This window comes from Acetobacterium wieringae (genome assembly GCF_026646375.1).
Classification (GTDB): Bacteria; Bacillota; Clostridia; order Eubacteriales; family Eubacteriaceae; genus Acetobacterium; species Acetobacterium wieringae_A.
In genome coordinates this window covers 25539-39304 of record NZ_JAIPPU010000016.1, presented here as the reverse complement: position 1 = coordinate 39304, position 13766 = coordinate 25539, and the positions used below count along the sequence as shown (strand labels likewise).

The 13766-nt window shown below is 41.7% G+C and carries 8 protein-coding genes; 4 read left to right on the top strand and 4 right to left on the bottom strand.

Going from position 1 to position 13766, the window contains the following annotated elements; genetic code table 11:
- Window positions 1-47: 47 nt before the first annotated feature.
- Window positions 48-542 (bottom strand): 5-(carboxyamino)imidazole ribonucleotide mutase, encoded by a 495-nt coding sequence (gene purE / locus Q7P33_RS14040; protein ID WP_303871269.1) that lies wholly within the window; start codon window positions 540-542, stop codon window positions 48-50.
- An 84-nt stretch (window positions 543-626) separates the two neighbouring features.
- Window positions 627-4364, bottom strand: coding sequence for a phosphoribosylformylglycinamidine synthase (locus Q7P33_RS14035; protein ID WP_303871268.1), 3738 nt, complete (start codon window positions 4362-4364; stop codon window positions 627-629).
- 235 nt (window positions 4365-4599) lie between these two features.
- On the opposite strand from Q7P33_RS14035, the gene Q7P33_RS14030 reads away from it, so the two are divergent.
- Window positions 4600-5298: an MBL fold metallo-hydrolase gene (locus tag Q7P33_RS14030; protein ID WP_303871267.1), complete on the top strand. Its 699-nt coding sequence runs from the start codon at window positions 4600-4602 to the stop codon at window positions 5296-5298.
- 37 nt (window positions 5299-5335) lie between these two features.
- On the top strand, window positions 5336-7471 hold the full coding sequence (locus Q7P33_RS14025) for a diguanylate cyclase domain-containing protein (RefSeq protein ID WP_303871266.1): 2136 nt from the start codon (window positions 5336-5338) through the stop codon (window positions 7469-7471).
- A 58-nt stretch (window positions 7472-7529) separates the two neighbouring features.
- On the opposite strand, the gene Q7P33_RS14020 is transcribed toward Q7P33_RS14025, so the two are convergent.
- Together Q7P33_RS14020 and Q7P33_RS14015 are read right to left on the bottom strand one after the other, a co-directional pair.
- Window positions 7530-8123 (bottom strand): protein-L-isoaspartate(D-aspartate) O-methyltransferase, encoded by a 594-nt coding sequence (locus tag Q7P33_RS14020; protein ID WP_303871265.1) that lies wholly within the window; start codon window positions 8121-8123, stop codon window positions 7530-7532.
- Between the two features lie 38 nt (window positions 8124-8161).
- Entirely contained in the window at window positions 8162-9046 is an 885-nt protein-coding gene (locus Q7P33_RS14015; RefSeq protein ID WP_303871264.1) for an EFR1 family ferrodoxin, read from the bottom strand.
- Window positions 9047-9301: 255 nt separating this feature from the next.
- Here Q7P33_RS14015 and Q7P33_RS14010 point away from each other — a divergent pair, with 255 nt between their 5' ends.
- Together Q7P33_RS14010 and Q7P33_RS14005 are read left to right on the top strand one after the other, a co-directional pair.
- Complete coding sequence (locus Q7P33_RS14010; protein ID WP_303871263.1) at window positions 9302-9913, top strand: diguanylate cyclase domain-containing protein; 612 nt, start codon at window positions 9302-9304, stop codon at window positions 9911-9913.
- Window positions 9914-10192: 279 nt separating this feature from the next.
- Window positions 10193-13309: a methyl-accepting chemotaxis protein gene (locus Q7P33_RS14005; protein ID WP_303871262.1), complete on the top strand. Its 3117-nt coding sequence runs from the start codon at window positions 10193-10195 to the stop codon at window positions 13307-13309.
- Window positions 13310-13766 lie beyond the last annotated feature (457 nt).

Here is a 13766-nt window from a genome sequence, read left to right as displayed (position 1 = left end):
AATCTCCTTAAAATTTGATTTGAATCGATAATGTGTTTATAAATAGTTTATAAGATTTCCTGAACCTTTTCATTTTTAGCGATAACTTCGTCGTTTAACTGAATTTTGAAGGCCTTCATTTTTTCACGAATCTCCGGGTACTTAATTGACAGCATTTGGGCTGCTAAAATCCCGGCGTTTTCGGCACCATTGACTGCCACCGTGGCAACCGGCACACCGGATGGCATCTGAACGATCGACAACAGCGAATCCAATCCGCCTTGAAAAGAGGTTTGAATCGGAATGCCAATAACCGGAAGCGGCGTGATCCCAGCGATGACACCTGGCAGGTGGGCAGCTTTCCCGGCGGCAGCAATAAAAACTTCAATCCCCCGGTCTTCGGCAGTGGTGGCATAGTCAAATATTTTGTGGGGATTACGGTGGGCTGAGATAACCTGTACATCATATTCAATGCCAAATTTTTCCAGTGCAATCAGACATTTTTTGACGATGTCAAAATCGGAATCACTTCCCATGATAACAGCAACTTTTGGTGTACTCATTTTTAAATCTCCTTCGGTGTTTGCTTCTTTATTTTCTAACACTAGTTTTGTTATTTATACTTAATTTAAAATACTAACTACAATTTATTTAAAATAATTAACGCCGGCTTTAAAGATCTGTTGATCCATATTGCCGGGAATATTTTTGTAGAGATTCTTCCCGATCCGTTCGGAGTGACCCATTTTTCCAAGTACCCGGCCATCCAGGCTGGTGATGCCTTCAACCGCATAAACGGAACCGTTGGGATTGAAGCGGCCATCAAGGGTGGCGGCACCCTCAAAATCGACATATTGGGTAGCAATCTGACCGTTTTCGACGAGAGTTTTCAGTACCGCATCACTGGCCACAAAACGACCTTCACCATGAGACATAGGCATACGGTGGATATCCCCGACCTTGGTATTGGCAAGCCAAGGCGATAGATTGGAACTAATTCGTGTCATTGGAATGGTGGACACATGCCGGCCAATGGTGTTAAAGGTTAATGTCGGCATTTCTTCTGTAATTCCACAGATTTCGCCGTTGGGCACCAGTCCCAGTTTTATCAACGCCTGGAAGCCATTGCAGATCCCCAATACCAATCCATCCCGGTTATTGAGCAAATCCATCACGGCATCCATCATCTTTGGATTTCTAAAAACTGAGGCAATAAATTTACCAGAGCCGTTCGGTTGATCCCCAGCACTAAACCCACCAGGAATCATTATGATCTGAGACGCTCTGATCTGTGCAGCCATTTTGTCTATGGAGTGAGTTATATCCTGTGCTGACTGATTTTTAAAAATGGTGATGACAGGTTTTGCGCCAGCGTTTTCAAAAGCCTTGGCGGAATCATATTCACAGTTGGTACCTGGGAAAACAGGAATAAACACTTGGGGTTTGGTATGCTTATCTTTGCAGTAAACAGTCGGCACCGTATTAAAGCTTAACGTTTCTACTGTCCCAACGGTTTCCGCTTTTTCTGGATAAACTGACCGCAAAGGCGCTTCCCATACTTCGATCAATTCATTAATTGTGATGGCATCATTGCCATACACAATTTTATTACTATCCGTGGTTTTGCCAATGGGAATTGATCCCTCCAGGATTTCAAAACTTTCGATCAAGATACCGCCATAAAGTGGTTTAAACAAAAAGTCAGGATCGATCCGATCATTGATGTTAACCCCGATGCCGTTACCAAAGGCCATTTTTGCCACTGCTTCGGCCAAACCACCACAACCAATGGTTTTGGCACTTAATATTCTGCCTTCCCGATTCGCCTTAATAACAACATCAAATACAGCTTTCACTGCAATTAAGTCCGGTACTCCATTTTTATCTAATGGTAAACTAAACAATTGTAACAATGACTCACTGGACTTGAGTTCGCTGGTAATCACTGATTCCACGTGAGCTGTCGCCACTGCAAAAGAAATCAGGGTTGGTGGGACGGCCAGTTCGCCAAAACTACCTGACATACTATCCTTGCCACCAATAGCTGGCGTTCCCATAGCAGTCTGAACCTGATGGGCCCCTAAGAGCGCTGCAAAAGGTCGTCCCCATTTAACTGGTTCTTTCCCCAATCGTTCAAAATATTCCTGAAAACTGAGGCGGGCCTTTTTATAATCACCGCCAATGGCAACCAGTTTGGACAGGGATTCAAGTACTCCCATCATCCCGCCTAAAAAAGGACTGGTTTTAGCGATGGTCGGATTGTAACCAAAGGTCATCATGCTGCAGGTGGTGGTGTCGCCGTGAATCATTGGAATCTTTGCGACCATTCCGTCCATTGGTGACAAGGCGTTTTTGCCGCCATAGGGCATCGCCACGGTACCAGCGCCAATGGTTGAGTCAAACATTTCCACCATTCCTCGCTGACTGGCCACATTCAAATCTTTTAGCGTATCTTTCAGCTGATTGATAAAATCAAATTGTTCATCTTGGTTGGGGTCATCATCGACTGTTTTTGCAGTAGTTGGCGACTCAACAGCCACATCAATAAATTGCGGTGCACCGTTGGTTTCAAGAAAAGCCCGGGAAATATTCAGTATTTCTGCACCCCGCCATTTCATGATCAAACGACCCGAATCGGTAACAACGGCAACTGGAGTAATCTCCAGGTTTTCAGCGTTCCCCATGGAAATAAAGGTATCCACATCTTTGGGATCGACCACTACCGCCATACGTTCCTGGGATTCGGAAATAGCCAATTCAGTGCCGTCCAATCCTTCATATTTTTTGGGCACCTTATCCAGATCGATTTCCAGACTATCTGCCAGCTCGCCAATGGCCACCGATACTCCGCCAGCACCAAAGTCGTTACAGCGTTTAATAAGATTCGCCAGTTCTTTACTTCTGAATAAACGTTGAATTTTTCTTTCTTCAACGGGATTTCCTTTTTGAACTTCAGCACCGCTTTCAAGAATCGATTCTTCAGTATGTGCTTTAGATGAACCGGTCGCACCACCGCAACCATCCCGACCAGTCCGACCACCAACGAGCAACACCACATCGCCAGGAGTTGGGCGTTCCCGGATAACATTTTCTTTGGGTGCCGCAGCAATCACTGCCCCGACTTCCATCCGCTTGGCCAGAAAACCGGGATCATAAACTTCCGTTACCTGACCAGTTGCCAGACCGATCTGATTTCCATATGAACTGTACCCATGTGCCGCTTCTGTCGAAATTTTACGTTGCGGCAGTTTGCCTGGCAAGGTGTCTTCAATGGCCGCCCGGGGATCCCAGGCACCAGTTACCCGCATTGCCTGATAAACATAACTTCGACCAGACAGCGGATCCCGGATAGCCCCGCCCAGACAAGTCGCAGCTCCCCCAAACGGTTCGATTTCGGTAGGATGGTTATGGGTTTCATTTTTAAACATCAGTAGCCATTCTTCGTCGACCCCATCATGATCGACAACCATGTTGATGCTGCAGGCATTGATTTCTTCCGATTCGTCCAAATCTGGAATGCGTCCCGCTTTTTTGAGCGCTTTGGTACCAATAACCGCCAGATCCATCAGACTCATTGGTCGTTCAGAATTTTCTCCGTATAGATCCGTTCTTGCCTGACAGTAATCATCATGGGCCCGCTTCATCGCCTGTGAAATAGGATCATCCCCGAGGAACTGTACCTGCTTGATCTGAGTTAAAAAGGTCGTATGACGACAATGATCCGACCAATAGGTATCAATTACCCTTAATTCCGTAATGGTCGGATTCCGCTGTTCTTCTTTATTAAAATAATTCTGGACAAATATAATGTCTTCAGTTGTCATGGCAAATCCATGATCTAAACGAAACGCCTCTAATTGATCACCATTTAGCGTGATAAAACGATCCAGCGGTTTGATATCATTCGGCTCGCGAACCTCATCAACCAGGGTAATAAAAGGTTCTAAAGTGGCTTCCTGAGAATCCACTGGATTAATCATGTAGTGCTTAATACTCTCAAATTCATTTTGAGTTAATTCCCCTGTGAGTACAACAATTTTTGCGACCTTAACTAAAGCCCGTTCACCGGATACGATCTGAATGCACTGAATCGCGGAATCGGCATGCTGATCGTATTGCCCGGGTAGATACGAAATTCCAAATATTTTTTCATCAACTCTCGTTTCAAGATAGTCTTCAAATACCTGATCAACATTGGGTTCGGATAAAATAGTGCTAATAATCTGATCAAACAACTCATCTGCCACGTCTTGGACATCATATCGATATACTATACGCATGGATTCAAGCTTTTGAATCTTTAGAATACGCTGAAAGGTATGTGTCAACGACTTGGCTTCTACTTCAAATTCGTCTTTTTTTTCTACAAAAATTCGTTTTATCACAATTTTTCCACCTTTTTTAATGATAAACTTATTTTACTATTTCCGAACAATAATATCAATAGAATTTAAAACGTTCGGATTATTTTTTTATTTTCCCGAAAATTTTTCAAGTTTATCCGTTTATTTTCAAATTTTTAATCGATTCCGGTATAATTTGAAGTATAATTTCATTATATTTGGGTAATATAGTACTAACCAACTACTCGATATAAAAAAGATCCAAGAGAGGTAGCATATGAAAATTTTCCATTTGCATCATAGCGGCTTTTTAATTCAATTAGCAGATAAAACACTGATCTTTGATTGTTTTACCCATATCCCAACCAGTCTGCTCCGCAAGGGACTTCCTCATTATTTTTTTGTGTCTCATGGTCACGGCGACCACTACACCGCTGATATTTTTTCAACCGAACGGGTTTATCACCCGACTTATATATTAAGTGATGATATTCCCAAAGCCTCTACCCATAAAACCCATACTATTGGCCCCTATCAGCATATGTCGCTGGGTGGGATGGACATCAAAACTTTTGGTTCCACTGATCAAGGTATCTCATTTTATATTGCTACCAATTCCCATCGGATTTTCCACGCCGGGGATCTCAATTGGTGGGACTGGGATACTAACGAAAAACCGCATATCGATCCGGTACAGGAAGAAAAGGACTATAAAGCTGAACTGGAAAAAATGAAGAATCTGCCCATGGAATTTGCCTTCGTTCCCGTCGATCCGCGACTGGGGGACTCCTTCTACAAAGCGGGCGAATATTTTATCGAAACATTTCATCCCAAGGTACTGATTCCCATGCATTTTCGTGATGATTTTGAAATTATCACGCGTTTCAAAGACAAAATTGGGAACACAAAGACGATAATTCCTGAATTTAAAGAACGGAACGTCAAAATCAAAAACACCTGGTCACCTGGCGTCTGAATTATCGAATCTTCTTACTTGCTAAAGGAGTATTGCTATGAACAATCTATTTTCGCTCAGTAAACAAAGTCGTCAACTCCTTGACTTATTTTGTACCATCAGTACAGAATTTCTTTGCATTACTGATGAACGAGGGACTATTTTACAAACAAATCAGGTTTGGGAAACTAAGCTGGGATACCTGAATCCAGATCTTTGTGATAAAAACCTCATTGACCTTGTTCATCCCAATGATGTGCCCAACTTGATTCTTGGCCTAAAAAAATTGACTGGCGAAAAGGAATCGCTGACGCTTACCACTCGTCTACACTCGAATTTCGACTCCTATCTTTTTGTAACCTGGCAGTTTAAATGGGTTGATGAGCTTATCTTTTGTTGTGGTAAAGATTTGACAGAACTCTATCAGGCAAAAAAAGATGCGGATAGCGCCAATTTTTCAAAAAATCAATTGATGTCAATTTTATCAAATGAACTTAAGGAACCTCTAGAAAGTCAGTTCCTGTTTTTTCAGCTAATGAGCAAAACCAATTCCTGGTCAGATCAGAAAACCTGTCTGGAGAATATTCATCTTTCCGCTTCACTTCTTAGAAATCTGATTGATGGGCTTCTGGCGACTGATAACAAGCAAGGTCATGATGTGATTGCTTTTGATTTTCACACGACCGTCGAAGATGCAATCATTCCTTTGATATCCAGTGCCAAGCGGCATAACATTACCATTGAATTGTCTATTCATTCCAAAACTCCAGCGGCTGTCGTTGGTGATCCTCAACGGCTCAAACAAATCATTTCCTATTTAATACTTAACGCCATAAAATGCTTGGAACAAGGCAAGATTTCCCTTGAAGTTACCCCGGAAAATACCGACAAATCTGTTTTTAAGATTTATTTTGTTATTAAGACGTCTGGAATTTCGCCCTTACAAAATGACTTTGCAGATCCTTTTTTATTTACAGAAGCCTCCAATATCACAATAGCAAATAATCTCAGTTTTGGCCTGGAACTTGTGAAAACGCTGGTTGAAACCATGAACGGCAAATTTTCTGCCGCCTGGGACAATGAAAACAACTATGAGTTTTCATTTCATGTTCTCTTGCTCAGAGATGATTCTCAGGCACTCAAGAACGGACGAAGTGCGTCCCAACATATATTGCCGATGTATAATAAGAACCTCCGTCTTAAAGATGACGAACTAACCGCATTAGAGCAAATCGTAAATGATCAGACACTATTATCCAGTTCCGGCGTTCTTCAACAGAGACCAAAACTCCTGGTGGTTGATGATTCAACAGAAAATACCCAATTACTTGCTGAGGCTTTAGTAGAAAAATATGATGTCACTGTTGCCAACAGCGGAAAAGCTGCCTTAACTATGGCCACGCAGAAACCGTTACCCGACTTAATACTCCTGGATCTCAGTATGCCCGAAATGAATGGTTTTGAAGTCAGTAAACAGATTCAACTGGAAGAAAGTACGATGAGTATTCCGATTATTTTTTTAACAACCCTGAGTGACAAAGAAAACAAAGCCTACGGCGCCCAAACAGGTGCTGTGGATTTTATTTCCAAACCCTTCGATCTGTCAAGTGTCGAGCAAAAAATAAAATACCAGCTAGCTCTCAAGCACTATCGGGAAATTCTCAGTAACACTGCCGATATCGACGCTTTAACCCAAATTTCCAACCGTCGCCGTTTCCAAGAAACGCTAGCTATCGAAATTCGCAAAGCCAGACGAAATAAAACCCCACTTTCGTTAATCAGAATTGATATTGATTGTTTTAAATTATATAATCAAACTTATGGACACGCTGAAGGGGATGCTTGTCTCCAGGAAGTTGCCGGGACAATCGAAAAAACATTAAAACGTGCCGGTGATCTGGCCGCCCGCTGGGAAGGTGAGGAATTCATCTGCCTGCTACCGGACACTAATTTAAAGGGAGCCGCCCATGTGGCTGAAATCATCAGAAAGACAGTAGTAAATATGAAAATCCCTCATCAAACCTCACCCATTGCTAAATTCATCACTTTATCACTGGGCGTCGCTACCGGTGTTCATTTAGATAAAAGCGCTTCCGATAGTTCCTTAACGACCCTTTTAGCTCGATCGGAAACGGCTTTAACCAGGGCCAAAAAAGCCGGTCGCAACCAGATTTTTATATTCCGTAACGACTAATACTAAAACCCCTATTCTCCTTAAAAAGATCCAGGGGTTTTAAAATCATTTTATTAAACTACTGCTTTATTCTCCAGCCATACTTCCCTTTCATTTCTACAAAACGCACCAGATCAACGGTCTGCTGCTGAAGCTGCCCATCATCATCTTTGCATATAAGCTTTAACTCCTGCAATTCCCGCGGTCCCACTGGGATAATCATTCTTCCACCTCTGGCCAATTGATCAACGAGTTCCCCAGGAATTCTCTCTGCAGCAGCCGTGACGATAATTCGATTGAAGGGGGCAAATTCAGCCCATCCTTCGCTGCCATCGCCAATTTTATAAACAATGTTTTTGAAACCCAGATTATTTAGTCTCTTTCGGGCCGTTTCCAATAATTCCGGAATCCGTTCAATTGTATAGACCGTTTTCGAAAACTTGGCCAGAAGTGCTGTTTGGTAACCTGAACCAGTTCCAATTTCCAACACGCAACTGTTTTTCTCAGGGGCGAGAATTCGAGTCATTTCAAGCACCAGAGATGGTTGAGAAATCGTTTGCTCATAACCTATTGATAAGGGTCGATCCAGATCTGCAAATGCTTTCATCTCATTATCAATAAAATAAGAACGATCGAGATGCATAAAAAAATCACTGAGTTCCTGAAAATCCATCTTTATTTCTCACTTTCAATTCATTACCAAAAAAACCTTTATAATTGAAAACAATTACTTTCAATCAGATAGTCCCGCACACCCCGAAGCGACGAATGCTTGGTAGCGCTACTGATCCGAGGATACACCGACAAATGATTCATGCGGTCTTCAACTTTGCTCAAGTCGAAGCCTTCTGAAAGCACCACAAATTTTCCTATTCCTGGTACAATGGCTTTTTGAGGGCAACCATAAATACAACGCATACAGATGACGCACTCATTACCAAAATGGTGTCTCCCTTCACTAATTTTAATATTTTCCTGAGGACACAATTTTTCACACCATCCGCATTCGATACATTTCTCGTTGACCTTAAGTCTCCGACCAAAAATCCTTCCACCTATCGTCTCAAGATATCCCAGTTTTGAAGCGATTCGATCAATTCCATAGGGCTGCGTCCGATGCCGTTCTCCTGCCAAAATTTCGTTCACCACCTTTTCAACAATCACTGGCGTTGCGTGAAGAACCATGGCACAGAGGCTTTCGTCGTAGCCAATCAAAAAATTAGATGGCATAACCATCATTTTTTCATATATTACATCATAACCTTTTTTTTCCAGATGACGAATTGTCGCCTCTCGACTCGCAGTATTGGGCGAGATATCACCTCCACCAGAAACAGAAATCACTACCGCCGGCCGATTCCTAGCTTGCGGAATTTTTTTTAACCACTCCAAAATGGGTTTTGGTGCATTAAATGCATATACTGGAAATAATAGCACCAAAACATCTCCGAACACAACTGGCTCTATCAAACCGCTTAGCTCAGTGCGTTGAACCGCGATGGCTCTTTTTTTAAACGAATGTTCAAACGCATCAGCAACGCGTGCTGTTCCTCCAGTACCTGTAAAATACACCAGATTTGCGTTATTAAAAGCCATTTTTCCTCCCTTACTGTACAGTTGTCAATTGTTTTTAACTTGAATATCGCTTAATCTGTACATATTATTTTCATTACCCATCAGCCGTTATTTCAATAAATCAAATGAGCATAATTGTTATGACCGTCTTTGTCAATTTGCAAGTCTTTATTCTACCATATTTTACCCTTTATTATTAATTATAAACACCTCCATCTGCGCTTGATTTTAATTAAAAAGCTTTACATACCGCCTGAATCAAGTATAAAATATTAATTGATCGATATTTATTATGATCGGAAAGGAATTCTTAAGATGAGTAAATTTTGCGTTCCCCCAGATGACACTTTTACAGCTGTAAACGTTTTTTGTCGATGCAGCTGCGTTGCGGATATCCTGAACCCGATTGGCAATCGTCAAGAATTTGATTCAATGCTCGTTGAGGCCATCAATAAAGCAAAAACTACGGTGCGTTATCTATCAATCCTTCTGATCAAAATCAATAATTTAGCGAAGTCTCCCAATTGCGATGACCAATTGCCTAGTGCTGACTGTCATCGCCGAATTGCAACAATCCTACAAAAAACCTTGAAACGTTCTGGTGATCTGGTCACACTATGGGATGATTATACGCTTGCCTGTATACTCTCTGATACGGATCCAGCCGGGGCAGCAGAAATGGCTGAAAAATTCAGACGAAAAATCTTAAACACTGCTTTTTCTCACACAACCACTCCACTGATCACAAACTGTACTGTTTCTATTGGTGTGGTTACTACGATTCTCACTGATGATATTTCCAGCGACACACTAATCGAAAAAGTGACTCAGGCCTTGTTGGCTGCCGAAGCAATGGGCCAAAATCAAATCGTAATCAATATAAATTAAAATCAATTCACAATCTAGTTTACTTTATATTGTGACTTATTTTCTATTTGGAAGCACAGTAACATTAACACGTCAAAGCCGACCTCACTATGATAATTTATTGTTATTAAATAGTAGAAATTCGCCCTAAAAAGTTATATAATAGTAACACTTCATCTATTTATGATGCCAGTATGTATTTGTACCGTATCTACAAACATGCTGGCTTTAATCATTGCAGCATTGTTCGAAGCAATGGTTACAGTATAAACTACAAAACAATGTTCGAAAGGGGTTATTATGAATGAAAATCAAGAACCACAGCTGGATCAGGAAACGACGCCCAAGCCCGATTCAACTCAACAAACTGCTGTAAATACAGTTGATCATGCTCAAGATATGGCACTTCGCAAATTCCGAATCTCAACCAAATTACTGTTTTTTACAGTTGCACTAATTGCCTTAGCGGTGTTTTCTTTAGGAATTATTACGGTTAATCTGGGGGCTGCTGCGTTAACCGAACAAGCCAATGCCGATGCTCAAAAGTACACTACTGAAGGCGCTTCACACGTAGGTGCCATCATTAATGGAAACTTATCCACTCTTAGCGAAGTAGCTTCGCGGGCTCGTGTAACTAATATGGACTGGCAATCACAAGCTGATGCCATTGCCAGTGATATCGAGCGATTGGGCTATCAGGATATTGCTATAATGAACTTAAACGGTCATGCCAAATATATCAAAGATGGTGGTGAATTTGATTCCTGGGGAGAATTCTGGTATGAAGACGGATTTAATGGCGAACTCTCCATTTCTGATGTTGCCATCAGTAAAGTCACCCAAAAACCAGTGGTGTTTGATGTAGCACCAATAAAAAATAACGACCAGGTCGTCGGCTTACTGATCGGCCGAAGAGATCCCACCTTTTTAAAGGATACCACCAATGCCATGGGCGACGGTGATCGTCAATTCGGTTTTGTCGTCAATCAGAACGGAGCAATAATGGCTCATCCCGATGACCAAATCATTCTGGATCAAGTTAACGTTTTTGAAGATATTGAAAACGATGGCATTTGGAAGAGTCTTGGTTTATCGTTAAAGGAATTAGGAACCCAAAACACCGGGATGTTTACTTATACATTAGAAGGAGCGACAAAAATTGGCACCACTGCACCGATTCCTGGTACAAACTGGACCCTGATCATAGCCCAATATGAAGATGATGTGTTGGGGCCAATCAATAACCTCCGCAATCTGATTATGTTAATTTCAATTTTTATCCTCTTGATTGGCGGAGTTGCCGCCTATATAATGGCTCAAAAATTGTCGAAACCGATCGTAAAACTCAAGGAGATTGCCGATCAGGTAGCTGTGGGCAAAGTGGATGTAAACATTGAAATCGCCACCCATGACGAGATTGGTGATTTGATGCGATCTTTTGAAACCATGATTCAAAACAACAAAGCTCTTTCCAAAGCGGCTCAGCAGATGTCACAGGGTGATTTTGACGTTGCAATCATCCCCCGTTCTGATGATGATGTAATCTCGTATTCCATGGTTGCTGTTTTAACAGAAATGAACAGAATCCACGATGCTATTGTAAAATTTGGGAATGCTGCTTTAGCTGGACAACTCAACTACCGGGGAAATACCAATGAATATTCCGGGGCCTACAAAGACATGATTATTTCTCTAAACAATGTGATCAACACCTTTGTCAAACCCCTCAAGGTCGCCAATAAAGCCATTGAACGGATTGGCAACGGCGTGATTCCTCCTAAAATCACAACTGAATATAAAGGTGATTTTAATGATCTGAAAAACAATATTAACGCCTGTATCGATGGTCTCGGCGCTTTAACCGAAACCGGTGCGGTTCTTCACCGACTTTTTATCAATGATTTTTCTGCCAAAATGGAAGGAACCTATTTAGGGGTTTTTGGAGATTTAGCAACCTCAGTCAATGAAATTCACTGGAAACTGAATTACATTCATGCCATTGTCAATAATGTCTCTAATGGTAATATGAGCGATTACGATGAGTTGGTAACCATCGGTAAGCGATGCGAAGAGGATGAGTTTATTCCCAGCCTGATTCAAATGATTGACAATATCCACTCACTGGTCAGTGAAGCTGATGAAATGACCCGTCTGGCTGTTGAAGGCGACCTTGATCATCGTGGTAATCCTGCTAAATTCAAAGGTGAGTATGCCAAAGTTATCACCGGATTTAATCAAACCTTGGATGCTGTCATTGAGCCGATCCAAGCAGCTTCAGCTACATTGGACGAGCTGGCCAAAGGTAATCTGAATGCATATATGGATGGTGATTACAAAGGTCAGCACGGTAAAATAAAAGAGGATATGAACCGTACCATTGATTTCCTCAAAAAATATGTTGACGAAATCACAATCATCCTTCAACGCATTGGAGAGGGAGACCTCAGCCAGGAAATAAAAACCTACTATCATGGCGATTTTGTCGCCATTAAACTGGCTATTAATGAAATCACCACCCATTTAAGTGAAGTCATGAAAGAAATTGATGACGCCGCCGGACAAGTCGAAGCCGGTGCCATTCAAATCTCTGACGGTGGCCAAGCCTTGTCGCAAGGCACGACCGAACAAGCTAGTGCCATCCAGGAACTTACCGCTTCCATTGAAGAAGTGGCTGCTGAAACAAAGCGTAATGCACAAAATGCGAATGAAGCTAATGAACGGGCCATTGAAGTAAGAACAAATGCAGAAGTAGGGAATTCGCAAATGCTAAAAATGGTCACTGCCATGGTAGAAATCAACGAATCGTCAAGTAATATTTCAAAGATCATCAAGGTAATAGATGACATCGCCTTCCAAACCAATATACTCGCCCTTAACGCCGCAGTCGAAGCCGCTCGGGCTGGACAACATGGCAAAGGCTTTGCCGTCGTTGCTGAGGAAGTGCGTACACTGGCAGCACGTAGTGCCGAAGCCGCCAAGGAAACTACGGGTCTCATTGAAGGCTCGATTGATAAGGTTGCAGTTGGTACCAAGATTGCGGATGAAACCGCTGAAAGCCTGGTTGAAATTCTTAATGAAATTGAAAAAGTAACCGGATTGGTAGGTAATATCGCCCGGGCCTCCAACGATCAGGCTTCAGAAATTGCACAAATCACCAAAGGCATTGAACAAGTTTCAAATGTCGTACAAACCAACTCAGCTACTGCTGAAGAAAGCGCTGCCTCCAGCCAGGAGCTTTCCGGCCAGGCTGAGGTTCTTAAACAGATGATGCGTACGTTCAGACTCAAGAACCAAAACATCAACCCTGTCGAAAAAACAACACCGATTAACAAAAATGGATCTTCCGTTCCCTTTATCGAGCCATCCCGGCCTGAACCATGGATCACTTTGGATGATTCAGAAAGTGATAAGTACTGACATATAACCAGCCATTACAATAAACTTTATGCACTAAGTAATTACCCTGAAGACAGTCGAGTCCGATTGTCTTCAGGATTTTTTTGAATACTCATGCATTCTTTCTTTTTACGATTTTTAAATAAGTGATAATATCTATTCATTATCGTTCAGAATATAACAACAAACACCAGTCTTCTTTCTATTTCTGCTAACATTATTGACATTTGATTAAAATTTTGATCGAGTTATATTATAATTGGAGCACTTTTTGGAAAATAATACGCTTTTATGTTATTTTTTTGTTTCATTTTACAAGATTATCCCTTATAATTTACAGGGAATTAAATATGTAGTTTTATTAATATGAGTGATTAACTATTCATTCAGTTAGGTGGTGTTCCAGAAAGAAAATGCCGCATCAATTCGTCCCTTCACCAGGATAGCAATTCTTTCTTTCGAAACGATAAGCTAATCT

Excerpts from the sequence above, each read along its gene's own strand:
- purE (WP_303871269.1), bottom strand. The coding sequence starts at position 542 with ATGAGTACACCAAAAGTTGCTGTTATCATGGGAAGTGATTCCGATTTT.
- Q7P33_RS14015 (WP_303871264.1), bottom strand. The coding sequence starts at position 9,046 with ATGGCTTTTAATAACGCAAATCTGGTGTATTTTACAGGTACTGGAGGA.
- Q7P33_RS14020 (WP_303871265.1), bottom strand. The coding sequence starts at position 8,123 with ATGGATTTTCAGGAACTCAGTGATTTTTTTATGCATCTCGATCGTTCT.
- Q7P33_RS14030 (WP_303871267.1), top strand. The coding sequence starts at position 4,600 with ATGAAAATTTTCCATTTGCATCATAGCGGCTTTTTAATTCAATTAGCA.
- Q7P33_RS14025 (WP_303871266.1), top strand. The coding sequence starts at position 5,336 with ATGAACAATCTATTTTCGCTCAGTAAACAAAGTCGTCAACTCCTTGAC.
- Q7P33_RS14005 (WP_303871262.1), top strand. The coding sequence starts at position 10,193 with ATGAATGAAAATCAAGAACCACAGCTGGATCAGGAAACGACGCCCAAG.